Genomic DNA, 25,758 nt, shown 5'->3' on the forward strand with positions numbered 1-25,758 from the left:
TGGGAGCCGCGGCCCGGGCCCGGGGAGCCTGGGGGACGCGGCGTGTTATGGAAGAGGGGTGCAGAAGATCGGCTACCTGATTCCCGAGTTCCCCGGACAGACCCACATCTTCTTCTGGCGCGAGCTGCAGGCGCTGCCGGGGAAGGGCGTGTCACCGGAGCTGGTGTCCACCCGTCCGCCGCCCGCGCGCATCATCAGCCACAGCTGGGCGCAGGAGGCCATGAAGCGCACGGAGTACCTGGCGCCGCCGCCGCCCCTGGGCGTGGCGATGGCCGCGCTGGAGATCGCCCGGGCCATGCCCACGGGCTGGGCGCGGGTGCTGGCCTCCATCGCCCGCGCGGAGGGCCTGGACGCGAAGGGCCGCGCGCAGCTGGTGGCGTTCGCGGTGATGGGCGGCCGGCTGGCGTCGCTGGCGCGCGAGCGCGGCTGGACGCACGTGCACGTGCACTCCTGCGCCAACGCGGCGCACGTGGCCATGTTCGCGCACCTGTTGTCCGGGCTCACGTACAGCATGACGCTGCACGGGCCGCTGGACGACTACGGCCCGAACCAGCGGGAGAAGTGGCGGCACGCGAAGTTCGCGTTCGTCATCACCAAGAAGCTGCTGGGTGAAGTCCGCCAGGAGCTGGCCGGGAGCCTGCCGGACCGCATCGAGCTGGCGCCCATGGGCGTGGAGCTGTCGCGCTTCCAGCGCACGGTGCCCTACGAGCCGTGGTCCGGTGAAGGGCCCCTGCGGCTGTTCGCGTGCGGCCGGCTGAACCCGTGCAAGGGGCACGCGGACCTCATCGACGCGGTGGGGATGCTGCGCAAGAAGGGCATCGACGCGCGGCTGTCCATCGCGGGCGAGGACGAGGCGGGCGGCACCACGTACCGCAAGGTGCTGGAGGCGAAGCTCCAGCAGGACGGCCTCACGGACGCGGTGACGCTCCTGGGCGCGGTGAGCGAGGACGTGGTGAAGGACGGCATCCAGCGCTCGCACCTGTTCGCGCTGGCGAGCCTCCAGGAGCCGCTGGGCGTGGCCATCATGGAGGCCATGGCCATGCGCGCGCCGGTGGTGGTGACGGGCGCGGGCGGCGTGAAGGAGCTGGTGGACGACGGCGTGGACGGCGTGCTGGTGCCGCCGCAGGCGCCCGCGGTGCTGGCGGAGAAGCTGGAGAAGCTGGCCCGGGACCCCGCTGAAGCGGTGCGGCTGGGCGAGGCTGGCCGCCGCAAGGTGGAGGAGCAGTTCAGCAGCGAGCGCAGCGCGGACATGCTGGCGCGGATGCTCGCGTAGCCGTCAGCGCACGGCCTTCCAGAAGAAGAGGGCGGTGGCGCGCTTGCTGCGCTTGTCGCCCTGCCCGAAGTACGCGGTCGCCGAGTGCACGAAGTCGGCGCGGTAGACGATGAGGCGGTTGAAGACGTTCTCCACCTCCACGTCCTGCGCCCACGCGTTGGCGGGCAGCTTCGCCACGCCGAAGGCCTGGGTGAGGTTGACGCAGCCGGGAGGGCAGGTGTTGCCGCCCAGCCCGCCGCCGGGCATGCGCAGCCGGTAGAAGGACGTGCCCACGTGCTTCACGGGCGGCTTCGGGTGCAGGTAGATGACGCCCGCGAAGTCGCACAGCGCCAGCGAGTCCACGTGCGGCTTCGCGGTGGACTCCTTCTCCCCCACGAGCTGCACGTGGTTGTGGGACAGCGAGCCTTGCGCGGGGGCCTCCTGCTTGAGGGCGCGCACGCCGGCCTGTTCGCGGATCCACTGCTCGATGGGCGCCAGCTCCGCGGGCGTGAGCGCGTGGGGCGCGCGGATGCCGGGCCAGATTTCAGGCCGCCACGGGGCGCCCATCGTCCAGTCCTCGCGGGCCAGGTTGCGCTCGTAGACCTCCAGCGCGTTGGGCAGGGCGTTGTCCTTGATCCAGTAGTCCCGTCCCAGCTTCGGCTTCCGGTAGGGAAGCACGTCGCGGACGGCCGACTCCGGGCGCCGGGGTTCAAGCATGGGGGGCGTGTCAGCAAGAACCCTGCCGTGTTTTCATGTGTGTTTCATGCATCGGGCGGGGCGTTCTGCCCCATCTGCGCGAAGGCCTCGCCACACCGGGGCGTTTTGCCCCGCGGTCAATCGCCCCGGAGGGCCTTCGTCGTGAGCCTTCGCCGGGGATGACGACTGCTGATCATCCCGGCGCGCTTCTGTCGGAAACCCCGGGGCACCTGCCCCCGGTGGACATCCAAAAGACAGACACTGGATGCATTCGTGACGGTGGCGGCGGAAATCGCCGGGTGGGATAGGATTTCCAGACACTCTTGGTAATCCCTGGAAAGAATGCCATGCCCGTATTGGATGGCTTTGTCATCATGGCCCTGCACGGAAACGGAGCTCGGGGGGCACTTCCATGGCTGACAATGAGATGCAGACGTTCGCGGCGCTGGTCATCCAATTCCGTTCAGGACTCCTGAAGCACGCCCAGCGCATCCTGGGGAACTCGGCGGACGCGGAGGACCTGGTGCAGCACGCGCTGGACGAGGCGTGGAAGGAGCGGCTGCACCTCCAGGGGCCGGAGGCCTTCCGTGCGTGGACGGGGCGGGTCATCAACACGCGGGCCATCAGCCTCTTGCGCCACCACCGCGCGGAGCAGCGCAAGGCGGTGAACGCGGGCTGGGTGACGGTGCTCGCGGACGACCCCGAGGAGACCGAGGGCGGCGAGCTCTGGACGTTCATCCAGGAGAAGGACCTGCGCGAAGCGGTGGCGCGCCTCCCGCCGCAGCAGCGGGAGGTCTTCCACCTGCGGGCGCAGGGGCGCTCCTACGTGAGCATCGGCGCCCAGGTGGGCCGCTCCACGGGCACGGTGGGCTGGTGGCTCCACCAGGTGCGTGAGCAACTGCGCGAGCGGCTCCAGCCCATCGCGGAGGAGCGCCGGCTCTCCGTGGGCACGTGGCACTGAGGCTTCAGCCGTTGCCCGTCCGCGCGGCCAGCAGCGCCGGTCCCACGGCCTTCTCCTCCGGGAGGGGCAGGGGCGTGGCCTCCGCGCGCACGAGCGGCAGTCCGTGCGGCTGGACCTGGAGGTAGGCCACCAGCTTCTCGCGCACCAGGCAGCGCAGGTCCCACGCCTTGCCCGAGTCCGCGCAGCTCACCAGCGCGCGCAGCTTCATGGTCCGCTCGCTCAGGTCCGTCACCTGGAGCCCCTGGGCCTTGCCGTCCCACAGCCCCTGCGACTCGTGCTCCAGGATGCGCTTGAGCTCCGCGCGCACCCCAGCCACGTCCGTGCGGAAGTCCACGTACAGCTCCGCCGTCCCCAGGATGTCCGGCGACACCTTGCTCCAGTTCTGGAACGGCTTCTCCAGGAACTGCGTGATGGGAATCACCAGCCGGCGCAGGTCCCACACCTTCACGACGACGTAGGTCAGGGTGATCTCCTCGATCCACCCCCACTCGTTCTCGATGATGACCGTGTCGCCAATGCGCATGGGCTGCGTGATGGACAGCTGGATGCCCGCGAGCAGCGTGGACAGCGACTTCTGCGCGGCGAGGCCAATGGCCAGGCCCGCGATGCCCGCGGACGCCAGCAGCGACACGCCCACGTTGCGCACCGCCTCGAACTGGAGGAGCAAGAGCGACGCGGCCACCAGCACCACCGCCACCTCCACCACGCGCCGCAGGATGGCCAATTGGGTGCGCAGGCCGCGCACACGGGCCACGTCCGTGCCCTCCGGCGACTGCGCGACCTTGGTCTCCAGGAAGCGCGCGGCCCGGGTGAGGAAGCGCAGCACGAACAGCGCCACCGCCACGATGATCACCGAGCGCGCCGCCAGGTCCACCGTCTCCTGCGCCGGCGGAGGCAGCTTGAGGAACCGCGCCCCCGCCGCCACCAGCATGCCCGCCAGCACGAAGCGGATGCTCCCCTTGCCCGCGGCGAGCAGCTCGTCATCCCAGCCGGACTTCGTCAGCCCCGCGGCCCGCGCCCCCACCCGCAGCGCCACCGCCTCCACCAGCCGCCCCAGCACCCACGCCCCCACGAGCACGAGCCCCAGCCCCAGCCACTGCCACGTCTCCAGCACCCACAGCGGGCGCGTGAAGAACACCGGCGGCAGCATCTCCAGGAGCGGCGACCCATGCTCCTGGAACAGCGCGTCGATGGCGCCCACCGTGTCCGCGCTGAAGACCCACACCGGGCCCCCTTCCGCGTCCACGCGCTCCAGCACGATGTCCTGGGGGCCTCGCGACGTGGCCACCTGGCCCAGCACCTCGCGGCGCGCGCGCTCCCCCGGCCCCACCGGCTCCTTGCCGATGCGCGCGAAGTCCAGCCACAGCGTCCGGTCCATCACCACCACCAGCCGCCGCGCCAGCTTCAGCCCCTCCTCCGCCTGCGTCTCCGGAGGCAGCCGCGACAGGTCCAGGTAGTGCGGCGCCCGCACCCCGTCCCGCGCATGCGCCGCATCCAGGAACCCCGCCGCCGTCGCCGTGGGCGTGCTCCGGTCCACCTCTGGCGGAGGCGGAGGCAGCCCTGCGTTCAGCGCGAAGGCCCCCACCGGCCCCAACAGCAGCAACACCCACAGCGGCACGAAACGACGCACGGCACTCTCCTGATTCGTATGTAATTTGAGAACAAACAATCACCCTGGAGTGAACCTGTCCAGGGTGGATGACGCGAAGGGACAAGGCCCGGACGCGGTGCGGACGGGCGGGAGGGCGCCGGCCCTTCCGCGTCATGGCGTCATGGTAGGTTTGCCACCTCCATGTCCGCTCCCGCTTCGCCGCTCAAGGCCGTCATCGCCGCGCTGTCCGGCAACGTGTTGGTCACGCTCATCAAGTTCATCGCCTTCTTCCTGTCGGGTTCAGGGGCGATGTTGTCGGAGGCGATCCACTCAGCGGCGGATACGGGCAACCAGGTGTTGTTGTTCCTGGGGTTGAAGCGGGCGGCGCGCGTGGAGGACGACTCGCACCCGTACGGCTACGGAGGCGAGCGCTTCATCTTCGGCATCCTGTCCGCGTCCGGCATCTTCTTCGTGGGCTGCGGCGTGACGGTCTACCACGGCATCCAGTCGCTCCTGCACCCGCACGTGGCGGAGACGGGGCCGGTGACGTTCGCGGTGCTGGGGTTGTCGTTCCTCATCGAGGGCGGCGTGTTGCTGTTCGCGGTGCGGGGGCTGCTGAAGCAGGCCGCGGGCGAGCCCTTCTTGCGCTTCGTGCGGACGAAGGCCGACCCGGCGTCGGTGGCCATCCTGTTGGAGGACGGCGCGGCGGTGCTGGGCCTGGTGCTGGCGACGGCGGGCATCGCCCTGGCGCACGTGACGGGCAACCCGGTGTGGGACGCGCTGGCGTCGCTCACGGTGGGCATCCTGCTGGGGCTCATCGCCATCTACCTGATGGTGGAGAACCGGGAGCTGTTGCTGGGCCGGTCGGTGCCCTCGGACGTGGAGCAGCGCTTCGAGGACCTGCTGCGCGCGCGCGCCAGCCTGGCGGACCTGCACGACGTGAAGACGCGGCAGCTCACGCCGGAGTCCTACCAGTTCAAGGCGGAGCTGCGCTTCAGTGAGTCCTTCGTCGCGGCCCGGCTGGCGGAGGCCCTGCCCGCGCAGGGGCTGCCCCCGGTGGGCGCGGAGCGCGAGCGCGCGCTGACGGACGCGGCCCGGCACCTCATCCGCACCTTGAGCGAGGAGATCGACGCCATCGAGGCGGAGGTCCGCCGCGCCATCCCGCAGGCGAAGCACATCGACCTGGAGCTGGAGCACCTGACCGCCGCCGCCGCCGAGGCCGCGGAGCTCCGCGCCCGCACCGGGTAGGCTTTGCCATGAATCCTGGTTTTGTAGCTTAGGCCGTGATATTGGTTTTCGCGGTTCCCCTCACGGGAGCGGCGAGACGGGATGCGCGGACGGAATGCATGGAGCGTGGGCGTGGCGTTGCTCGTGGGCTGCGCTGGCACGTCCTACTTCCAGAGCGGCCGGGAGGTCTTCTTCGGCCAGCGGGGCGCCAGGGTCTGGGTGAAGGGCCCGTGGCCCGCCATCCAGCCCTCCCGGGACGTGGACGAGGTCATCGACCAGCTCTGTCCGGCGGTGATGGCGCTGGAGCGGGCGAAGGAGCGGGACTACGGCCAGGAGTACTGCGGGCTCATCTATTCGCTGGGCGGCGGGGAGTACTACGCGAGCTGGCCGTCCCCGTTAGGGCGCACGACGCTGGTGGGCGCGGACCTGCGCCGCAAGAGCTGCAGCGTGCCCAGCGTGGTGAAGGACGAACGGGGCCTGCCCTCCACGCTGGCGGACTTCCACAGCCACCCCTGGTTCCCGTCGGGAATGTCACAGGAGGACCGCTGGAGTCAGTCACAACGTTGGACCTTACGGGTCCAATTTGATTCAGGATGCACGGTGACGAAGCTCGTTCCCTACAAGGGCGAGCCGCGTCCGGGTGAGGTCTATCTGCGGCAGGGCAAGGCGTGGAAGCTCATCGGGTACATCCACGAAGCGGACAAGGACACGGGCTTCATCACGCCTGTGGAGGACTAGATGGGGCGCCAGGGTTCGTCAGGGCTGTTCGTGAAACGCGGGCTCGTGGCGCTGCTGGCGTTGCCCCTCTGCGGCTGCGTCCTGTTCGGCAGGCCCATCCGCCCGCCGCGCGCCTCCGAGCAGGAGCTGGCCCGCTTCCAGTTCCCGTTGGACCTGCCCGCGGAGGGGCGCACCCAGACGCCCGCCGCCGTGGCGGTGGCGACGCAGCTGGCGATGGATGACTTCCGCCCGCTGGACCTCAAGCCACACAAGGGCGCGACCGCGGACGAGCTGTGCCTCTACCGGCGGGACTCCTTCGACGTGTGGACGTCGCCCGGCCCGGAGGGCGTGATGTTCGTGCGCTTCGTGCCCCGGCAGGATGTCTGCAACTCAGAAGGGCCCGTGACGGACGCGAGCGCCACGTACGCCATCGACACGCGCCAGTGGCGCATCGTCGGCATCCAGCGCTAGGCGGCCGTCGCTCCCGAAGGAGGCGCCTCTTCCGGCGCCGCGCGCGTCAGGCCCAGCACCTTCTCCCGCTGCGGCCACGGCCACGCGCCGGTGACCATGGCCAGCTTACCCGCGAGGATGGAGCACACCGCCACCTGGAACGTGCAGATGTACGAGATGATGCCCATGTCTCCGAACACCTGGTTCAGGTAGGACGCCACCACGCCCACGATGACCAGGCACGCTGTCCGGTGCTCCGCCGCGTACGCTCGATGGTACGCGCGCGCTGACAGGTACACCGTCACCACCAGGTACATCCACACGCCCGTGAACCCGAACCACCCGCCGAAGGCCAGCAGGCCCAACAGCGAGTTGTGCGGGTGGAAGCGGTACGTGGGGAACACGAACGCGATGTTGGGCAGCGGGTAGGGCTCCAGGAACTCGTGCCCGTAGCCCGTGCCGAACACGGGGTTCGTGTTCCAGGTCGCGATGAGGTTGAGGTTCTCGATGTCGCGGTAGTCCAGCTCTCCTTCGGCGTGCTGTCCCTCGATGATGGAGCGGAAGGTCGCCACCGGCTTGAAGATGCCGCTGCTGGAGCCCCACCCCACCAGGAAGTACACGACCAAAAGCGGCGAGCACGCGATGAGGCCTCGCGTGACGAACTTCTTCAGCGGCGTCCACGGGTTGAACAGGTACGCCGCCGCCAGGCCGCCCACGAGGCTCACGTACGCGAGCCGGCGGTCGTTGAAGAACATCCCGATGAACACCAGGAGGATGATGAGGATGCCCCGGATGGCGTGCCCGGACTTGGGGCGCTCCAGCCACCGCGCGATGCACACGGTGATGGCGAAGATGAACGTCATCGAGTCCGAGTGGCAGGTCGTGTACTCCACCTCCAGGTGCTGGGCCGGGATGATGACCAGCGCGAAGTAGGTGCTCACCGCGGACTTGGTCAGCGCCGCCGCGATGATGGTCTTCGCCACCACCGGCCAGTCCTCCGGCCCGCGCAGGCTGTAGTGGTACATCATGCCCACCAGCGGGAGCACCGCCGCCTGGTGCCACTGCCAGAGCGAGTTCTTGATGTCCCCGCCCCGCGCGATGCCCCACACCTCCATCCACATGATGGAGAAGAACGAAATCGCCAGCACCACCGACAGCGGCCGGGGGATGGGCACCACCGGTGGATCAATCTTGGACTTCGTGGCCCGCCGGTAGATGCCCAGCGCGATGGAGCCGATGATGAGCCCGTCGATGAGCGGGAATCTCAGGGCGCCAATGCCCACCAGCTCATGCATCTGCGTGAAGAGCAGCTTCCCCAGGGGGAACAGCGGGGAGGGCCAGAACATCGACTGGGGGCGCTCGGGTGTGTAGTCCACCGCGAGCACCAGGTAGAGCACCGTGAGCGCCAGGTAGCGCAGCGGCACCTTCAGGATGACCCACACCACCGTGACGGCCAGCACGGGCGCCATGGTGACAATGGGGTCCCCGTTACCCACGGCGGCCGCCCCCAGGGTGACGGCGCCCAGGCCCACGACCATGACGATGTACTGGAGCCAGGCGGCGAGCGAGGGTTTGAAGGCCATTCGAGCGAGGGGGAGGCTATATCCCGGGCCCGGGTTGGGATAGATGCGGAAGGCGTATGGCTGGCACCCGACCCCGCGTCCTCCTGATTGCTGAGCTGTGCAACCCAGACTGGGTGAGCGTCCCCCTGGAAGGCTGGTCCCTGGCCAGGGCGCTCGCCGAGGTGGCGGATGTGCACCTGGTCACCCAGGTCCGCAACCGCGAGAACATCCTCAAGCAGGGGCTGGTGGAGGGAAGGGACTTCACGGCCCTGGACTCCACGCCGGTGGAGCGCCCGCTGGAGAAGGTGGGCGAGGTGCTGCGCGGCAAGGCGGGCGTGGGCTGGACGACGGCCACGGCGCTGAGCGTGCTGCCGTACTACTACTTCGAGGAGCTGCTCTGGCGGCGCTTCGGGGACCGCATCCGCGCGAAGGAATTCGACGTGGTGCACCGCTACACGCCCATCAGCCCCACGACGCCCAGCACGTTGGCGGCGCGGTGCGCGGACGCGGGGGTGCCCTTCATCATGGGCCCCATGAACGGCGGCCTGCCGTGGCCCAAGGGCTTCGGGGACGCGCGCGTGCGTGAGCGCGAGTGGCTGAGCTACATCCGGGACGTCTACAAGCTGATGCCCTTCTACAAGTCGACGCGTCAGAACGCGGCGGCGCTGATGATGGGCTCGCGGGCGACTCGGGCGCAGCTGTCGCGGGAGTACCAGGACAAGGTGGTCTACATCCCGGAGAACGCCATCGACGTGCGGCGCTTCGGGTCCGCGAAGGCGGAGCCGCCGAAGCCGGGGGAGCCGCTGCGGGTGGCGTTCGTGGGGCGCTTCGTGCCGTACAAGGGCATGGCGATGCTCATCGACGCGGCGGCGCCGCTGGTGCGCGAGGGCAAGGTGCAGGTGGAGCTCATCGGCGACGGCGCGGAGATGCAGAACCTGCGCGCGCAGGTGGCGAGGGGCGGCCTGGAGAACGGCGTGACGTTCGCGGGCTGGGTGAAGCACCAGGAGCTGCAGGGCCGCCTGTCGAAGAACCACCTCTTCGGGTTCCCGAGCGTGCGCGAGTTCGGCGGCGCGGTGGTGGCGGAGGCGATGGCGCTGGGGCTGGTGCCCATCGTGATGGACTACGGCGGTCCGGGTGAGATTGTGAGTCCGTCCACGGGCTTCGCGATTCCGATGGGTTCGCCGCAGGAGATCGTCGAGCGCGTGCGAGGCGTCCTGGAGAAGCTGGTCGCGGATCCGTCCGTCATCGGCCCCATGGGCGAGCGCGCCCGCGCGCGCATCTTCAAGCACTTCACCTGGAAGGCGAAGGCGGAGCAGGTGCTGGAGGTGTATCGCTGGGTGTCCGGCGAGCGCGGCCAGCCGGACTTCGGCATGCCGCTGGCGGACTGAAGGGCCGAGGCCATACCTCTTGCGAGGAATGGTCTCCGGCACTGAGCCGATCGACGTTCGCTTCGTTCCCGAACGGGAACGAAAGGACACGTCATGGCAACGGTCGGGCAGCGGTTCAAGACGGGCAGCAGGTGCGAGACGTCGGGCATCCACGCGTTCGATGGCTACGCGGATGGTTCGACGACGCCCTCGCCGACGGCGGAGGAGCGCGTCATCCCCCTGAGCGCGGGGGAAACGTTCCCGCCCATCCGGTCGCAGAACAAGTCGGCCTGGTGGAAGCTCCAGCGCATCACCTGATGCATGCGTCCCGTCACGGGGCCTCGGCTCCGTGACGGGGCGTCGGGCTAGTGTTCCGGGCATGAGCTCCTCCCTGCTCCAGCGCGCTGTCCGTGGCTTCGCGGTGTACGACCTGTGCGTCACGCTCCCGTTCGCCACGCCGTGGACGGCGGACGCGATGCTGGGCGTCATGCGCCAGGTGCACGAGGGCCTGGCGCTGGGCGGTGAGTCCACGCCGGCCTTCACGCCCATGCACCTGTTCTTCGTCGCCCTCTTCGGCGTGCTCGCCGTCATCTGGGCGCTGGTCCGCGTGCTCCAGCCCACGGCGCTGCATGGCGCCATCGACACGGTGGGCCGGGGGCTCGTCTCCGCGTGGATGGTGCTGGCGCTCACGCAGGGGGCATCGCAGGTGCTCGGTGCATTCCTCGTGATGGAGGCCGCGGGCATGTTCGTGCAGGGCGCGCTCCTGCTCGGCGCGCGGCGGGTCGCCGCACCCGCTTGAACAGGGGCCCTTGCCTCTGCACCAAGGTGCAGGGGTTACGGTCCTTCGCATGAACCCTGAACCGTCCCTGCTTCGCCGTGTCGTCTTCGCCAGCGCGCTGTACGACTTCTTCGTCACCCTCCCGTTCGCCACGCCGTGGACCGCGGACGCCGTGCTCGCGGGCATCCGGTCCGTGCACCACGCACTGGGCCTGGGGGGTGAGCCGCTCCCCGCGTTCACGTCCGCGCACCTGTTCTTCGTGGCCCTCTTCGGCACCATCGTGACGCTGTGGTCCGTGGTGCGGCTCGTCCACCCCACCGCGTTCAACGGCGCCGTGGACACCGCGGGCCGGGCGCTGTTCTCCACCTGGATGGCGTGGTCGCTCACCCAGGGCGCGACGCGGGTGCTCGTCGTGTTCCTCGTGCTGGAGCTGGCGTGGATGTTCGCCCAGGGCAGTGCCATCCTCGGCGCCAGGAGGTGGCGTGGTGGCATCCCCGCGGCGGCCCGTTGAAGCAGTCCCCTTGCGCATCGGCGCGCTCGCCCGTGAGTCCGGCGTGAAGCTGTCCACACTGCGCTTCTACGAGCGCCGCAAGCTGCTCTTGCCCATGGACCGCAGCGAGAGCGGCCAGCGCCTCTACGGACCAGACGCCGCCATCCGCGTGCGCTTCATCCGCCGCTCGCAGGAACTGGGCTTCACGCTGAAGGAGGTGGCCGCCGTCCTCGCCCTCACGGACCGGCGCGGCACCCCCACCCGGGACGTGGCCCGCTTCGCCGAAGCGAAGGTCCAGGCCATCGACGCGCGCATCGACGACCTTCGCCGCATGCGCCGCGCCATCACCACGCTGATGGCCGAAGGCTTCTGCCCGCCGGACACCGTCTGCCCCATCCAGGCGTCGCTCGGCGCATCGAAGCCTCCGCCGAAGCGGAAGCCCCGCGCCTGAGCGCTACCGCCGCTCCGCCTCGCGCGTGGTGCGCACCCACTCGCCGCGCTTCTCCGCGCCGGGGCCGCGCACCATCAGCCACACCTTCCACACCACGTAGAGGGGCGCCCACGCCAGGTCCAAGAGGCCGCGCGCGCCCACGCCGGACACCCACCAGCCGCGCAGCACGTACAGCGCCAGCGACATCAGCCCGAACGACGCCAGCGCGGACGCGGCCACCGCCGTGCCGCCGGACAGCCACACCACGCCGGCCGCCAGCACCGAGCCCGCCACCGTCGCGAGCACCAACTGGCTCAGGGGCGGCACCAGCACGTCCATGGACAGGTCCAGGAGCAGCCCGCTCTTCTGCTTCAGCGCGTCGCTCAGGAGCGGCCACCCGTGCAGCTTGCGCATCTGCGCGCGGCCGCCCTCCCAGCGCTGGCGCTGCGAGCGGCTCTGCTTCTCCGCCGTCACCATCTCGCCCAGCACCTCCGCCTCCCAGGCGTAGTGCACGCGGTGCCCCGCGCGCGCCAGGCGGATGCCGTACTCCAGGTCCTCCACCACGCTGAACGCGTCGTGCGGCACCTGCTTCAGCACCGCGTGCGTGAAGCACATGCCGTTGCCGCGCAGGCCGCAGGACACGCCCATCCGCTCGCGCCCCATGGAGCGCACGCGGTGGAACATCCCCAGCGCGATGGTCATCAGCCGCGTGCGCCACGACGCCGTGGGGTTCATCACGCCGTAGTGCGCCTGCACGCCGTGCGCCCCGTCCTCGATGCGCCGCGAGAACGCGTGCAGCAGGTTCGGGGACACCACCGTGTCCGCGTCCACCACCACCACCGCGTCCGCGAAGCCGTCACGCTGGCTGTGCTCGAAGGCGTGCGCCAGCGCGTAGCCCTTGCCGCGCTTCTCCGCGTCCTGACGCTCCAGCACCGTGGCGCCTGCCTCCCGCGCCTTCTGCGCCGTGGCGTCCGAGCAGTTGTCCGCCACCACGATGATGCGCCGCAGGTGCGCCGGGTAGTCCACCGCGGACAGGTTCGCCACCGTCCGGGCAATGCCCAGCTCCTCGTTGTGCGAGGGGATGATGACGTCGAACTTCCGCGCCGCCGGAGACGGCGGCACCGGCGCCGCCTTGCGCCCCGACATCAGCGTCAAGAGCAGCAGGTAGCCGCAGCCCACCACCACCGGCAGCAGTCCCACGCACAGCGCCACGTCCACCCAGGTCCAGACCGTCACGACAGTGTCACCCCCGCGCTCGCGCCATCTTCAAGGACGGCCGAGCGCACGAACCTTCAGCGCCGTTCCAGCTCCGCCAGCACCGGCAACTTGAGCAGCCGCTCCACCTGCCACTTCTCCAGGACCCGGCGGCGCAGGATGTCCAGCGCCACCGCCGCGAACACCGCCAGCGCCACCCCGCCCACCACGCCCGCGATGGCGATGAGCTTCGGGTTCGGCTTGGATGGCTTCTCCGGGAAGAGCGCCGGCAAGAGCACGCTGTAGCGGTGCTTCATGGACACCTTCGAAATCTCCAGCTCCGTCTGCGCCTGGTCCAACCGGCGCAGCTTCTCCTGGTGACGCATCACCACCATGCGCATCCGGTCCGTGGCCACCGCCACCTCCGGATCATCCGGCGTGCCCAGCATCGCGCCCGCCAGGGGCTGTCCGAAGCCCGCCGCCAGGCTGGTGCCCTCCGTCGCGGAGTCCACGTCCGTGCCGCCCATGCGCAGGTACTCCTGGATGAGCGACTGCTCCTCGGAGCGCAGCGACGTCAGCTGCGGCGAGTCCGCCTGCATCGTCGCCACGCGCTGCTCCAGGTCGACAATCACCGGGTGCTGCGGGGAGAACACGACGCGCTGCTCCGCCAGCTGCGAGCGCAGCTCCGTGAGGCGGCGGCCGCGGAACTCCTCCACGTCGCGGATGGCGCGGCGCTTGGCCTGCACCAGGAACTTCAGCTGCGCGAGCGCGTGGTCCGTCGCCAGCAGCGCCTGCCGCGCGCTGGCCTGCTTGGGGTCCGCTTCCTTCTTCTTGCGGCGCGCATCCGCGGCCCGCACCGCGCGCTCCAGGTCCGCGATGGCCTGCTTGATGTTCGCGGCCTCGTTGGCCACCTGGCCCTGGAGGATGTTCACGGACTCGGAGATGGCGCCCATCTCCGACTCGTGGCGCATGTCCAGGAAGTTCTGCGCCGCGGCCTCCACGATGTTGAAGGCCATCTGCGGGTCGCTCCAGTCCACCCCGATGGTGACCGTGCCGCTGCCGCCCTCCGCCATCACGATGAGGCTGGTCTCCAGCATCGCGATGAGCGCCTCCTCCTTCTCCTCGTCCGTCATGGGAGGCGGCGCCTTCTTCAGGTACTGCTCCTTCAGGCGGCTCAAGGGGGACCGCATGTGGTCCCAGTACTCAATCAGCTTCGCGTTCTTCACCACGGACTTGAGGTTGCCGCGGCTGAGCACCATCTCCCACGCGGCGCGCGTGGGTTGATCCGCCTCCACCGGGATGGAGCGGCCCGGGTTCACCAGCGAGGAGATGATGAGGTTGCGGTACGTCAGCATCCGCGTCTCGACGTGGTACTTGCGCGGCATCAGCTTCGCCGCCGCCGAGCCCAGTGCCGCCATCACCGCGACGATGCACAGCCCCAGGAACCAGTGCCGGAAGATGGCCCTGCGCACGAAGCCCAGCCCGTCGAACAGGAAGCCCCAGTCGATGAGGTCCGCCGGCGCGTTCGTCTCCTCGCGCTCGGGGACGTACGGCGGGGGCGGGGCGGAGCGCGGCGTGCGCGGGGCGGGCGTGGTCACGCGCTGCCCCGGGGCATGGCGGCCTTGAGCACCTGCCGCACGCGCTTCTCCAGCTCCTCGGGCGTGAAGGGCTTGCCCAGGTAGCCGTTGGCGCCGGCCTCTTCCGCGTAGGCCTTGTCCTCCGGCAGGTTGCGCGCGGACACCATCAGCACCGGCACGTGCGCGATGGCGGGCGTGCGGCGGATGTGCTCGCAGACGTCGTAGCCGGACACGTCCGGCAACGTCAGGTCCAGGCACACGAGGTCCGGCTTGAGCTCGCCGGCCGCCAGGTACTCCATGGCGGCCTTGCCGTTGGGCTGCTCCACCACGTTCTTCACGCCCATCTGCTGGAGCATGTCACGCAGCATGACGCGGAACATCGGAGAGTCCTCCACGAGGAGGACGGTGAGCTGTTGGAGCTCCATCACGTCTGACGCCTTTCCTTCCCTCACCCGAACCCGTACCTGGGAACGAGGACGAGCACGCCATATGCGTACGCCATGTTGAAGAGGGCCACCCACAGGATGGCCTTCTTCATCCCCCGCCAGGGATGCGCATCGCGCGCGGCCGCACCGGGCAGCGCGATGGTGGCAATGAGGACGGACAGGAGGATGAGCTTCGCCATGGCGGGAGGCTCAGAGGATACCTGTTTTCTGGACCGTCAGTCCCAGCGTCGCGGACCACACCGTGCGGGCCGCCTCCACGTCGGGCGAGCGAGTCCAGGCCGCGCGCGTATCCACCTCCAGGGTGACCCACCGGTTCACCGTCCAACCCGCGCCCACACCGCCCACCACCTGCCGGTCTCCCACCGCCCCGCCCACCGCGAACGCGCCGCCCCCTGTCCCGGAAAACCGGAAGCGCGGGCTCAGCGCCCAGGTGCCGTTCAACGTCAGGTCGGCCCTCGGATAGACGAGCCCCGTCAGCCGGTCCACGAAGGGCGTCACCCGCGCCGCGAGCCGGCCGTTGAAGTCCGCCGTCCGCGACGGCACCCGGTGGGACACCGCCAGCGTCAGGTCCGGGAGCAGCTCCAGGCGCTGCGCCGGGTCCTCCACCGGAGTGCCCCCGACCTGGAAGGTCGTCAGCCGCCGGAGACCCAGCGAGGCGGCCGCCGGCGTGACTCCGGTCACGTCCGGGTCCTCCGTGGGGTCTTCCTCCGTCGCGCGCACGGAGTACGCCACGCCCACGCCCACCCCGGCCTCCACCGCCGTGCGCCGGTCCAACCGGTGCGTCCAGCCGCCGGTGAACGTCGTCACGGAGGCGCGCGCGCCGGTGGAGAAGCGCGAGTCCGAGTAGGCCACCGTGGTGGAGAGCGTGTGCCGGGGCGCGGGGGAGTTGCCCAGGGACAGCTGCAGGCGCGGCCCGTACTGGAAGGGCACGGCCTCCTTCGCCGTGTCGTCCAGGCCGCCGCTGGCGGAGAAGCCCGCGCTGCCGGACAGCCGCCAGCCCGGGCCCAGCCACACCGTCTCCGCCGCCAGCGTCGTCAGCGAGGACAGGAAGAACACCGTGTCCACGCCCTCCGGCAGCGGCTGGATGGGGGTGGCCGGCGTGTCCCCGGGCACCGCTGGATCGTCATCCAGGCTGCCGCCCAGGGGCAGGTTGGTGAAGAGGTTCACCTGGCCCAGCACGAACTCCTGGGTGCCGTGCAGGGTGAGCCCGCGCGAGGGGCGCCAGTCCCCCAACAGCCGCCCCACGTGCTGCACCTCCGTGCGGGGGTTGGTGGTGGCCTCGCGGAAGGAGATGCGCGGCGCGTACTCCACGGACGCCACCGCGCTGCCGTCGTCGTACTTCAGGCCCACCGTGGGGACGATGTCCATGTCCGCCGCCAGCGGGGACACGGCCTCCCCGGTGGCCTGGGCGTCCATGGAGCGCGCGCGGGTGTCCACGCGGGCCGCGGCGCCGTACGTCACGGAGGCGGAGGCCACCTCCAGCCACAGGCTCGCGAGGGCCGCGTCCAGCATCCGGCTACTCCACCACCACCACGTCGCCGGGGCGCAGGCGGAAGGCGGCCGCGCGGCCCTCACCTCGGATGATGTCCTCGTAGCGCACGCGGATGCGCGTGGGCTGCTCCGCCTGCGGGTCGTCCCGGCGCAGCACGAAGATGCGGTCGCGGTGGGCGTAGTCGGTGAAGCTGCCCGCGGCGCCCAGCGCCTGGAGCAGCGTCGCGCCCGGGTCCAGCACGTGCGCGCCCACGTTGGCCACCTCGCCCAGCATCGTCACGGACATGGGGCGCGCTTCCTCCAGCGACACCGTGACGACGGGGTGGTTGATGAAGTCCTTGAGCCGCGTCTGGATCTGCTGCGCCAGCAGGGCCGGCGTGTGGCCCGCGGCCTCCACGTCGTCCAGGAAGGTGAGGCTGATGTGGCCGTCCTCGCGCACCTTGGCGCGCGTGGTGAGCGCCTCCTGGCCGAACACCTTCACGTTGAGCACGTCGCCGGGGACGATGCGGTAGGCCTCGTCCGACGCGACGGGCTTCTCCTGGTAGTCGTTCACCCAGGTGTACTTGCCCAGGCCGCTGCACGCGGGGCCGAGCAGCAGCAGTCCTGCGCACGCGAGCGCGCGGGAGACGGGACCGCGGAATCGGGACGGGCGGGAAGGCATGGCGCTGGAGTTTCTCACGCGGCGGGGGCGGCCGACACGGCCACCTCGGCACCATTACCACCGCGCTGCTTCGCCATGCGCACCACCTGCATCAGCTCCGCGGGGCGCACGGCGCCGGTGCCCAGCACGCCCACCACGTAGGCGGTGGCCGTCAGCCCCAGCCGGGGCCACGCCTGCACGCCCGCGCCCGCCAGCACCCGGTCCAGGACCACGCAAGCGACGCACACCGCGGCCGTCTTCGCCACCATGAGCAGGGAACGCCGGTCGAAGGAGTTCCTTCCCATGCGGCTGAGGAAGAGCACCGTGACGATGACCTCCGTGAAGAACATGGAGAGCGCCGTGGCGGTGGCGCCGCCGGACGGGCCAATGCGCCCGTACAGCCACGGGATGAGCATCAGGTTGAGGATGGGGTTCACCACCGCGCCCATGGTGGCCGCCAGCGTCACCCACCACTCCTTGTTGGACATGGTCAGCCAGATGCTGCTGACCATGGTGACGTAGGCCATCACGAAGATGGGGGACAGCACGCGCAGGGGCAGCGCCGCGGGCTCGAAGCCGGGGCCGCACATCAGGCGCACCCACAGGTCCGCGCCCAGCACCATGGCCATCATCACCGGCACGGTGAACGCGAGCACCCCCTCCAGCGAGCGGCGCGTCAGGTGGGACAGCTCCTGCGGGGAGCGGGCCGCCGCGCGCGACATCATGGGCATCAGCACCCAGCCGAAGATGGGGGAGATGAGGAACGTGAGCCCCGCGATGCTGAACGCGCCGCCGTACCAGCCCACCTCCTCCTTCGACGCGAGCTTGCCCAAGAGCGACATGTCCGTGCGCCCGTTGCACGCCAGCGCCGCCGCGGTGAGGAAGAACGGCAGGCACGCCTTCATCACCTTCTTCGTCGCGGCCAGGTCGACGCGGAACTTCAGCCCCAGGTGCTCCTTCGCCAGCTTCCAGCTGATGACGAGCTTCACCGCCTCCGACAGCACCATGGGCACGGCCAGCCACTGCAGGCCCACGCCGAACGCGGCCATCAGCGCCAGGCCGCCGCCCCACACAATCTTGGTGATGACGTTGGAGACGGACAGGCCCGCGACCTTGCCCTTGGAGTGCAGCAGCGCGGCCATGGACGCGTTGATGACGATGAGCGACTGCGCCACCGCGAACCACTGCACCAGGTGCTGCACCTCCGGGGGCTCGCCGGTGTGGTGGAGCACCAGCGCCAGCGCCACCATGAGGATGAGCGTCATCCCCAGGCGCAAGAGCATGGTGGTGCCGAAGAAGTCGCTCGCGTGCTCCGGGCGGACGGGGACTTCCTTGCGGATGTACGTCTCCAGGCCCAGGTTCGTGGCCACGAAGAACGTGGCGGCGAACGCCTCCGACCAGTTGAAGTAGCCGAACGCCTCCGGTCCCAGGTAGCGCGGCATCAGCGCGCGGATGCCCAGCGCGATGGCGTACGTCACCATCAGCGAGCCACCGAGCTGCAGGGTGCTGCGGACCGCGCCGCGCACTTCGTTCGCACGGGCGCCGTCGTCGGCTTCAGCGGAGGGAGAGGTCGGACTGTTCACGGTCATGGATGATGCGGGCCTTCGGGGCTGCGCACGCCAGGGGAGGAAGGCCCGCCCCATGGAAAGACGAACGGGCCCGGCGCGTCAACGCCGGGCCCGGGAGCAGATGCCGGTTGCTAGCTTGCTCCGCGACCGGTGATGACCACCGGGACCGTCTGCAGGAGCAGCCGCAGGTCGCCGGTGAGGCTCCAGTGGTCGATGTACTGCATGTCCAGGTACATCCACTGCTCGAAGGAGATCTGGTTGCGGCCGGACACCTGCCAGATGCAGGTGAGGCCCGGGCGCACGGACAGGCGGCGGCGCTGCCACGTCTCGTACTTCGCCACCTCGCTGGGCACCGGCGGGCGCGGGCCCACGATGCTCATCTCACCGCGCAGCACGTTGAGGAACTGGGGCAGCTCGTCGATGGAGAACTTGCGGATGAACCGGCCGATGCCGGTGATGCGCGGGTCGTTCTTCATCTTGAAGACGGGGCCGGTCTGCTCGTTCTGCGCGGCCAGCCGCTCCTTGAGCTCCTCCGCGTTCACCACCATGGAGCGGAACTTCAGCATGTAGAACGGCTTGCCGTGCTGGCCGGTGCGCAGCTGCTTGAAGAAGATGGGGCCGCGCGAGGTCAGCTTGATGGCCGCCGCCACCACCGCGAACAGCGGCAGCAGCGCCCACAGCGCCACCGCGGACACGGCGATGTCGAACAGGCGCTTCATGGCCATCTGGTGCGGCTTGGGCGCCACCGCGGCGAAGTGCAGGTAGCCGTCCGCCACCGCGCGGGACTCCACCGGGCGGGCGCGGTCCAGGCGGAACGAGTGCGCCGGCAGCGCGAACGGCACGCCGAAGCGCTCCGCCAGCTTGATGGCCGCCTGCATGGACTCGCCCTGCTTCAGCGTGTTGCCCGCGATGTAGACCTCGCTCACCGGCAGCGTGCGAAACAGGCGCTCCAGCTCGTCCGCGGGCCCCAGCACGTCCGCCGGCAGGCTGTCGCCGGAGGCGTGGTCCTCCGGGAAGCGCACGTAGCCCAGGATCTTGTGACGGCCGCGCTTGAGCAGGTCCTCGCCCGTGTAGCGGCCCATGGCGCCGGTGCCCACGATGAGCACCTCCTCCGTGGGGGCCTCCTGGGACGCCACCTGACGGAAGACGCCCAGCCGCAGGAGCAGCGCCACCGGCCAGAAGATGAAGAGCAGCGGCGCCAGGCCCACGTGGGCCGCCGTGGGCATCGCCAGCTCCAGCACCGCCTGGATGGTCACCACCGCCAGCGTGGTGACGGACACCAGCGCCACGTGGTCCAGCTTGCTGCGCTCGGCGAAGCGCGAGTCGTACAGGCACAGCGCCGTGCCGGTGATCAGCCACACCAGCACCGCCGTCACCACCATGCTGGGCAGCTCCCAGCTCATGGGGAACGTCAGCCCGCCGCGCATCCAGGCGGAGCCCACCAGCACCGCCACCAGCAGCGCCACATCCACGGTGAGGTTCAGCTTCGCCGCGAAGCCAGGGGCCAGGCGCGGCGGATCGGTGACCTCGGCCGCGGCGGTCACCCCCGTCGCCCCGGAAGCCTTGACCTCGGCGCTTGCAGTCGCACTGCTCATCGTGTCCACCCCCCTCTGCTCACGTTCCGGCTCTTGCAGAGGATACCGTCTAGACTAGAAAAGTTTAACCAGGAGGAAATGCAAGACTGCCAAATACTGCGTCGCGGCGCAACCACTGCTCAGCAAGAAAGACATGACAACAGGTGAAAACTTGGACACCCATCCCAGCCGTCGGGTGTGAGTTCCCTTGCGTGGACAGTGAAGTCTGGTGGGCTCATTGGATCCCACCCGGGTTCCCCCGTGACCCGGCAGGGCCGCTGACTGCATGTACGATGCCGGTCTGACGTTTGGACGCCTGCCCCTCTAGCGGGATGCGTCATGGCGAAAGTCATGAGGAAATCCCGGAGGTTGGGGGTGGGGCTCCAGACGCTCTGTCGCCGTGTAGACGTTGCAGCGGCCGTTCCTTGAGAACGCGGCGAGCGTCACGCCGGCACGCAGGGCCAGGTCGATGGCCAGGGAGCTGGCGGCGGACACGCTGACCACGACGGGGATGCGGGCGCGGGCGGCCTTCTGGACGATCTCGAAGCTGGCGCGGCCGCTGACGGCGAGGACCGTGGGGGCGGCGGGGAAGGGCGGCGTGGGCAACCGGCGTGGGGAGCGCACCGCGCCGGCCAGGACCAGGGCGCCCACCACCTTGTCCACGGCGTTGTGGCGGCCCACGTCCTCGTGGGCGGCGAGCAATTCGCCGTTCGCGTCCAGCGCGGCGGCGGCGTGCACGCCACCGGTGAGTTCGAAGGTGTGCTGGATGGCGCGCAGGCGTTCGGTGGCGCGGGCCACGGTGCGGGCGGAGAGGACGGGGCCGGGGGCGACGCTCGCGCAGGTGGCCATCAGGTCGTCCACGTCGCGGCGGCCGCACACGCCGCAGGCGGAGGTGGTGAGGGTGCCGCGGCGGGTGGCCTCCACACGCTCCAGGTCGAGCACGGCGCCGGCGGCGGGGACGACCTCCAGCACGTTGCCGTACCCCTCTTCGCCGGGGTGGCCGCAGTGGAAGAGGCTGCCCAGGTCCTCGCCGTCATCCAGGATGCCTTCGGCGAAGAGGAAGCCCACCGCGAGCTCGCGATCATGGCCGGGGGTCCGCATGGTGGTGGCGACGGGGTCGCCATTCACGCGGATCTCCAGCGGCTCCTCCACGGCCACGCGGTCATCCTCGGCCGCACGGAGGGTGTCTCCGTCGAAGCGGCGCACGGCGCGGTGGGTGACCCCGCGCGGTTCTGGACGGGAGACCTTGGATGGCGCGGATTGATCACGCAGCCACGCGGTGAGGAAGTCCGAGACCGCGCGGACGGTGGCCGGCAAGCGCGGGCGCGAGTCAGCATTTGACGGATGCGCGGGCGCGTCCGTCACCAGGGCGAGCACGTCGGGGCGGGAAGCCGCGAGCGGGGCCTCCAGGCCCTCGCGCCACACCTCCAGCTTCGGGAGCGGGCCGTCCTTCCAGCCCTCCACGAGCACCAGGTCCACGCGGTCCGCGTCGCGCGCGAGGAGCGAAGGGGACAGGGGCTGCCGGGTGGTGCGCTGGGTGCCGTCCGGCGTGGCGAAGCCGGTGAGGACCGCGCCCGCGGCGTCCAGGCGCGCGGTGTCGCTGCCCGGGCGGTGGAGCGGGTGCGCATCCGAGGAGTGCTTCACGTACGCGACGCGCAGGCCGCGCGAGGCCAGCTCCGGCAGCAGGCGCTCCAGGAGCGTGGTCTTGCCGGCGCCGGAGTGGCCGATGAAGGCGAGCGCGGGAGGCGGCTTCACGCGGCCTCCACGGCGTGGAAGTCCGGCGAGTCGAAGAGCTGCACGTCCACGGACTCGCCCTGGGCGAAGTCGGCGCGGCCGGCGGGGAGCACGGCCCAGCCCCGGGCGGCCACGTTCTGCAGAATCTGTCCGGCGCCCTGGGGACGCAGGCGGGCCCACGGTTCGGCGCCGTCCTCGCGCGGCTCGAGCGCGGCGACGGTGACCAGGTAGGTGAGGCCGGCCTGCTTGTGGCGGGGCTCGGAGATGCGGGCGCGGGTGACGCGGCGCTGTTCGAGGACGCCCTGGTGCTTGAAGAGGAGGGGGCGCGCGAACTGGTCGAAGGCGACGGTGGCGGCGCCGGGGTTGCCGGGCAGCACGACGACGGCGGTGGAGCCCAGGCGGGCCACGGCCACGGGCTTGCCGGGCTTGAGCGCGACGCCGTCCACGAGGAAGCGCGCGCCCATGCGGGTGAGGACGCGCTTCACGCAGTCCTTGTCGCCCACGGACGCGCCGCCGGTGGTGATGAGCACGTCGACCTGGGGCGCGAGCGTCTCCAGCTGCGCGCGCAGCTCCGCCTCGTCGTCGCGCGAGCGGGCCAGGTGCGTGACGTCCGCGCCAGCCTCGCGGGCGAGGGCGGCCACGAGGAGGCGGTTGCTCTCGAAGACCTGGTGGGGCGCCGCGGGCTGGCCGGGGGGAACGAGCTCATCCCCGGTGGCGACGACGGCGACGCGCGGCGCGGGGCGCACGAGCGCGGTGGCCTCTCCCAGCGACGCGAGCACGCCGAGCACGGTGGCGTCCACGCGCTGGCCGGCGGGGAACAGCGGCGTGCCGGGCATCACCTCTTCGCCGGCGCGGCGCAGGTCATGGCCGGGCTCGACGCAGACGAAGAGGTCCACGTGGGTGCCGTCATCGGTGGGGCGCGCGGCCTCCTGGCGGACGACGGCGTCGGCGCCGGGGGAGAGGGGGGCGCCGGTGAAGACGCGCGCGGCCTCGCCGGGCTGGAGGGCGCGGCGCGGCAGGTGGCCGGCGTAGACGGTGTCGACGATGCGCAGGCGCGCGGGGCGGTCGCGGTTGGCGCCTCGGGTCTCCCCGGCGCGCACGGCCCACCCGTCCATGGCGGAGTTGTCGCAGCCGGGCAGCGCGCGTGACGCGACGATGCCAGCGGCGAGGAACCGGCCATGGGCTTCCATCAAGGGAAGGCGGGCGGGGGCCGCGGGCGCGATGGCGTCGAGCGCGGCCAGTCGCGCGGCGGGGAGGGGAGTCAGCGGCATGAGTCGGCGAGGGGGCGGCGGACTCTACGACGGGGTGCGCGTGCCTTGTCCACGGGGGGCATGGGCGCGACGGTTGCTCCCTCCCTCTGGGGCTTGGCGAAATCCCCGAGATGAAGCGTTTTCTGGGGAGATGAGAGGTGTGTAGGGTCGGCGGACATGGACGGATCCGCGACCTTTCCCGACGTGACGCTGGCCATCCTGGCAGGGGGGCAGGGGACCCGGTTGGGAGGCGTGGCCAAGGGGCTGTTGAGCGTGGGGGGGCTCACAACCTTGGAACGGCTGCGGGCGTTCGGGTCGCATTTCGAGGACACGGTGTTGGTGGCGAATGTTCCGCAACCGTACGAACGCTTCGGGCTTCGCACGGTGGAGGACGCGGTGAAGGGCAAGGGAGCACCGGGAGGGGTGCACGCGGCCCTGGGCGCGGCGCGCACGCGGTGGGTGTTCGCGGTGGCATGCGACATGCCGTTCGTGACGGAGGCGGCGGCGCGGGTGGTGCTGGATGCACGGGGCGAGGATGTGGACGCGGTGTGCATCGAGCGAGACGGACGGTGGGAGCCCCTGTTCGCGGCCTATCGTACGGAGCTGGTGTCACGCTGGGGTGAAGCGTTGGTGGCGGATCCGTCTCTGCGGGGACTGCTGATGCGGTTCCGGACGCGGACCTTGCCCGTGGACGCCTTGCGCGCGGTGGATCCGGAGCTGCGGGCCCTGGCGAACGTGAACACGCCAGAGGATTTGGTCCGCTACGGCGTCACGTTGCCATGAACCGTGCGTAGGGCATGCCGGCCCGTGGCGCCGAGCCCTGGCCCAGCACGGGCAACGGGAAGCTCAGGGGCTTTCCGTCCGACGCCTCCGTGTTCCCGTCCACCTGGGCCGCACCCAGTCCCTGCCTCTGTCCCTGGAACGTGGCCTGTGGATTCCTCGCGGACGTCTTGCCCGCCTGGATGACGGCGTAACGCGCGGCCACCGCGCCCACCGTGGTCAGCACGTCCGCCGTCACCTGCTTCCACCTCGCGCGTCCCGGCAGCACGTCCATCACCAGTCCCGCCAGGGAGCACGTCCTCGACAACGTCCACAGCGCTCCCGATGCACCGGTGCGCAGCGGCTTGCCCACCTCCGCCACCTGCCGCGCCTCCAGCTCCACCGCCTCGCGCGTGAACAGCTCCGCCACCTTCCCCGCGACACGGAAGCGGCGCAGCACGCGCTCCTCTGCGTCCGTGTGCGGGAACAGGGACAACAAACTGCCCGCGCTCGCGGTCGCGGAGGCCATGAAGAACAGCGGCAGCGTGCGCCCCACCTGCTGCCACAGGGGCACCGCCGTGTTGCTTACCAGCACCGCCGTGTACCCCGCGAGCGGCAAACCCAGCACCGCGCCCATCCACCCCGCCGCGCGCCCCACTCCGCCTGGCATCCCGGGCATCCGCCGCAGCACGAACGCCGCCGTGTTCACCGCTCCCGAACCCGCCAGCACCCACGAACCCATGCTCATGGGCGACGTGGGCCGGAACACGCGCAGCATGTTCAGGAAGCGCGACGGCCGGCCCAGGTCGTGGATCAACAGCCCCGCGCTCACGATGTCCCCCGCCGTGGCCACCGCGTGGCAGCGCCCCACCAACCGCTCCAGCCTCCGTCCTCCCAGGGACTCCAGCGCCACCCCGAGCACGCTCGAAGCGCCCGCGACCCCACCCACGTAGAAGTACGCCGGGACCGTCCAGATCCACAGCGGCTCCTTCAACACCGGCATGCCGTAGTAGCTCGGAGCCTCCGCGCTGTCCGGCCCGGACCGCGACGGCACCGTGGGCAACACGTCCATCCCATGCCGCGCGGGCTCCGGATCCTTCACCTTCTGCTGAGCACCCTCGCCCTCCAGGATGCCCGCGCGCGGGTCGATGTTCCGCCCGTCCGCCTTGCGCTGGAGCCGATCCAACAGCGTGTCGTCGCTCATCCGCGCCCCTCTCGCCCGAACACCACCGCGCCCATCGCCACCGCCACCATGCCCACCGCGCCCATCGCCACCGAGGCCCACGAGCGCAGCGCCTTCTTCGTCGGCACCACCGGATCCGGCGGCAAGTTGTAGACCTCCGGCTTGTCCAGGAGCAGGAAGAACGCGTTGAGCCCACCCGTGCCCGGCTGATTCTCCGCGTCCTTCCCGTACAGGTACGCGTCCGTCACGCCCCGCTGATGCAGGTCGCGCACCCGCGACTCCGCTCGCGCGTGCAGCTCATCCAAATCTCCGTACTGGATGGACGCCGTGGGACACGCCTTCGCGCACGCGGGCGTCTGGTCATCACCGATGCGGTCGTAACAGAGCGTGCACTTCCACGCGCGCCCGTCGTCCTCGCGCCGGTCAATCACCCCGAACGGACACGCCGACACGCAGTAGCCGCAGCCGTTGCACACGTCCGGCTGCACGTAGACCGTGTCGAACTCCGTGCGCACGATGGCGCCCGTGGGACACGCCTCCAGGCACCCCGCGCGCTGGCAGTGCTTGCACACGTCCGACATCATCAGCCACGAGAAGTCCCCCGCGCCCGACGTCTGCCCCTGCAACGGCACCGGCCGCTCCACGAACGCCACGTGCCGCCACGTCGACGCGCCCAGGTGCGCTGTCTGGTCGTAGGACATCCCCGTGAAGTGGAAGCCGTCGTCCGGAAGCTGGTTCCACTGCTTGCACGCGACCTCGCACGCCTTGCAGCCGATGCAGAGCGTCGTGTCCGTGAAGAACCCCTTGCGGCTCCCCATGCG

At 70.6% G+C, this 25,758-nt stretch carries 26 protein-coding genes; 11 read left to right on the forward strand and 15 right to left on the reverse strand.

The genetic code is table 11. The features are described from left to right. Window positions 1-58 precede the first annotated feature (58 nt). A complete protein-coding gene (gene epsE, locus JYJ93_RS03430) occupies window positions 59-1,273 on the forward strand; it encodes an exopolysaccharide biosynthesis GT4 family glycosyltransferase EpsE (RefSeq protein WP_206786533.1) in 1,215 nt (404 codons plus the stop codon). A gap of 3 nt (window positions 1,274-1,276) precedes the next feature. Here epsE and JYJ93_RS03435 read toward each other — a convergent pair whose 3' ends face one another. Beyond that, on the reverse strand, window positions 1,277-1,930 hold the full coding sequence (locus JYJ93_RS03435; RefSeq protein ID WP_269012912.1) for a DUF6445 family protein: 654 nt from the start codon (window positions 1,928-1,930) through the stop codon (window positions 1,277-1,279). A gap of 430 nt (window positions 1,931-2,360) precedes the next feature. On the opposite strand from JYJ93_RS03435, the gene JYJ93_RS03440 reads away from it, so the two are divergent. Further along, entirely contained in the window at window positions 2,361-2,909 is a 549-nt protein-coding gene (locus JYJ93_RS03440) for an RNA polymerase sigma factor (protein WP_206786535.1), read from the forward strand. A 4-nt stretch (window positions 2,910-2,913) separates the two neighbouring features. Here JYJ93_RS03440 and JYJ93_RS03445 read toward each other — a convergent pair whose 3' ends face one another. Continuing rightward, complete coding sequence (locus tag JYJ93_RS03445; RefSeq protein WP_206786536.1) at window positions 2,914-4,539, reverse strand: mechanosensitive ion channel domain-containing protein; 1,626 nt, start codon at window positions 4,537-4,539, stop codon at window positions 2,914-2,916. Between the two features lie 162 nt (window positions 4,540-4,701). Here JYJ93_RS03445 and JYJ93_RS03450 point away from each other — a divergent pair, with 162 nt between their 5' ends. From JYJ93_RS03450 to JYJ93_RS03460, 3 genes are all read left to right on the forward strand, one after another. Further along, window positions 4,702-5,748, forward strand: a complete 1,047-nt coding sequence (locus JYJ93_RS03450; protein ID WP_206786537.1) for a cation diffusion facilitator family transporter — start codon at window positions 4,702-4,704, stop codon at window positions 5,746-5,748. 81 nt (window positions 5,749-5,829) lie between these two features. Continuing rightward, window positions 5,830-6,465, forward strand: coding sequence for a hypothetical protein (locus JYJ93_RS03455; protein WP_206786538.1), 636 nt, complete (start codon window positions 5,830-5,832; stop codon window positions 6,463-6,465). Beyond that, complete coding sequence (locus JYJ93_RS03460) at window positions 6,466-6,915, forward strand: hypothetical protein (protein ID WP_206786539.1); 450 nt, start codon at window positions 6,466-6,468, stop codon at window positions 6,913-6,915. On the opposite strand, the gene wzy is transcribed toward JYJ93_RS03460, so the two are convergent. Next, window positions 6,912-8,477, reverse strand: a complete 1,566-nt coding sequence (wzy, locus tag JYJ93_RS03465; RefSeq protein ID WP_206786540.1) for an exopolysaccharide repeat unit polymerase — start codon at window positions 8,475-8,477, stop codon at window positions 6,912-6,914. The genes JYJ93_RS03460 and wzy overlap by 4 nt on opposite strands. 56 nt (window positions 8,478-8,533) lie before the next feature. Here wzy and epsH point away from each other — a divergent pair, with 56 nt between their 5' ends. From epsH to JYJ93_RS03490, 5 genes are all read left to right on the forward strand, one after another. Continuing rightward, on the forward strand, window positions 8,534-9,844 hold the full coding sequence (epsH, locus tag JYJ93_RS03470; RefSeq protein WP_206786542.1) for an exopolysaccharide biosynthesis glycosyltransferase EpsH: 1,311 nt from the start codon (window positions 8,534-8,536) through the stop codon (window positions 9,842-9,844). Window positions 9,845-9,937: 93 nt separating this feature from the next. After that, entirely contained in the window at window positions 9,938-10,141 is a 204-nt protein-coding gene (locus JYJ93_RS03475) for a YjzC family protein (protein ID WP_206786544.1), read from the forward strand. 61 nt (window positions 10,142-10,202) lie between these two features. Then, a complete protein-coding gene (locus JYJ93_RS03480) occupies window positions 10,203-10,622 on the forward strand; it encodes a hypothetical protein (RefSeq protein WP_206786546.1) in 420 nt (139 codons plus the stop codon). A gap of 49 nt (window positions 10,623-10,671) precedes the next feature. Continuing rightward, the gene (locus JYJ93_RS03485; protein WP_206786548.1) at window positions 10,672-11,112 is read left to right on the forward strand and encodes a hypothetical protein; all 441 of its coding nucleotides are present in this window, start codon (window positions 10,672-10,674) and stop codon (window positions 11,110-11,112) included. Then, window positions 11,087-11,542 (forward strand): MerR family DNA-binding protein, encoded by a 456-nt coding sequence (locus tag JYJ93_RS03490; protein ID WP_206786550.1) that lies wholly within the window; start codon window positions 11,087-11,089, stop codon window positions 11,540-11,542. Before JYJ93_RS03485 ends, JYJ93_RS03490 begins: the two co-directional genes overlap by 26 nt. A 3-nt stretch (window positions 11,543-11,545) precedes the next feature. Here the strand turns inward: JYJ93_RS03490 and epsU are convergent, their stop codons facing one another. From epsU to glp, 10 genes are all read right to left on the reverse strand, one after another. Beyond that, window positions 11,546-12,757, reverse strand: a complete 1,212-nt coding sequence (gene epsU, locus JYJ93_RS03495) for an exopolysaccharide biosynthesis GT2 family glycosyltransferase EpsU (RefSeq protein WP_206786552.1) — start codon at window positions 12,755-12,757, stop codon at window positions 11,546-11,548. Between the two features lie 56 nt (window positions 12,758-12,813). Then, on the reverse strand, window positions 12,814-14,313 hold the full coding sequence (epsV, locus tag JYJ93_RS03500) for a PCP family exopolysaccharide biosynthesis protein EpsV (RefSeq protein WP_206786554.1): 1,500 nt from the start codon (window positions 14,311-14,313) through the stop codon (window positions 12,814-12,816). Next, window positions 14,310-14,717 (reverse strand): exopolysaccharide biosynthesis response regulator EpsW, encoded by a 408-nt coding sequence (gene epsW / locus JYJ93_RS03505; protein WP_206800064.1) that lies wholly within the window; start codon window positions 14,715-14,717, stop codon window positions 14,310-14,312. The genes epsV and epsW overlap by 4 nt, the downstream gene beginning before the upstream one ends. A gap of 23 nt (window positions 14,718-14,740) precedes the next feature. Next, window positions 14,741-14,917, reverse strand: coding sequence for a hypothetical protein (locus JYJ93_RS03510; RefSeq protein ID WP_167508149.1), 177 nt, complete (start codon window positions 14,915-14,917; stop codon window positions 14,741-14,743). A 10-nt stretch (window positions 14,918-14,927) separates the two neighbouring features. Further along, entirely contained in the window at window positions 14,928-16,250 is a 1,323-nt protein-coding gene (gene epsX / locus JYJ93_RS03515) for an exopolysaccharide export protein EpsX (RefSeq protein ID WP_206786556.1), read from the reverse strand. A gap of 4 nt (window positions 16,251-16,254) precedes the next feature. Then, a complete protein-coding gene (epsY, locus tag JYJ93_RS03520; protein WP_206786558.1) occupies window positions 16,255-16,890 on the reverse strand; it encodes an exopolysaccharide export protein EpsY in 636 nt (211 codons plus the stop codon). 14 nt (window positions 16,891-16,904) lie between these two features. Next, window positions 16,905-18,458 carry an exopolysaccharide biosynthesis flippase gene (gene wzx, locus JYJ93_RS03525; RefSeq protein WP_242543651.1) on the reverse strand — a complete coding sequence of 518 codons (1,554 nt, stop codon included), beginning with the start codon at window positions 18,456-18,458 and terminating at the stop codon, window positions 16,905-16,907. Between the two features lie 110 nt (window positions 18,459-18,568). Next, window positions 18,569-20,041, reverse strand: coding sequence for an exopolysaccharide biosynthesis polyisoprenyl-phosphate hexose-1-phosphate transferase EpsZ (gene epsZ, locus JYJ93_RS03530; RefSeq protein ID WP_206786560.1), 1,473 nt, complete (start codon window positions 20,039-20,041; stop codon window positions 18,569-18,571). Window positions 20,042-20,335: 294 nt separating this feature from the next. After that, window positions 20,336-21,766, reverse strand: coding sequence for a formate dehydrogenase accessory sulfurtransferase FdhD (gene fdhD, locus JYJ93_RS03535; RefSeq protein ID WP_206786562.1), 1,431 nt, complete (start codon window positions 21,764-21,766; stop codon window positions 20,336-20,338). Then, window positions 21,763-23,016 (reverse strand): gephyrin-like molybdotransferase Glp, encoded by a 1,254-nt coding sequence (glp, locus tag JYJ93_RS03540; protein WP_206786563.1) that lies wholly within the window; start codon window positions 23,014-23,016, stop codon window positions 21,763-21,765. Before glp ends, fdhD begins: the two co-directional genes overlap by 4 nt. Before the next feature lie 156 nt (window positions 23,017-23,172). Between glp and JYJ93_RS03545 the strand changes: the two genes are divergently transcribed. Continuing rightward, window positions 23,173-23,778, forward strand: coding sequence for a molybdenum cofactor guanylyltransferase (locus tag JYJ93_RS03545; RefSeq protein ID WP_206786564.1), 606 nt, complete (start codon window positions 23,173-23,175; stop codon window positions 23,776-23,778). Here JYJ93_RS03545 and nrfD read toward each other — a convergent pair. Next, entirely contained in the window at window positions 23,765-24,958 is a 1,194-nt protein-coding gene (gene nrfD, locus JYJ93_RS03550; protein WP_206786565.1) for an NrfD/PsrC family molybdoenzyme membrane anchor subunit, read from the reverse strand. The genes JYJ93_RS03545 and nrfD overlap by 14 nt on opposite strands. Then, a complete protein-coding gene (locus tag JYJ93_RS03555; RefSeq protein ID WP_206786566.1) occupies window positions 24,955-25,755 on the reverse strand; it encodes a 4Fe-4S dicluster domain-containing protein in 801 nt (266 codons plus the stop codon). The genes nrfD and JYJ93_RS03555 overlap by 4 nt, the downstream gene beginning before the upstream one ends. Window positions 25,756-25,758 lie beyond the last annotated feature (3 nt).

The organism is Corallococcus sp. NCSPR001 (genome assembly GCF_017309135.1).
In the GTDB taxonomy this organism is placed as follows: domain Bacteria; phylum Myxococcota; class Myxococcia; order Myxococcales; family Myxococcaceae; genus Corallococcus.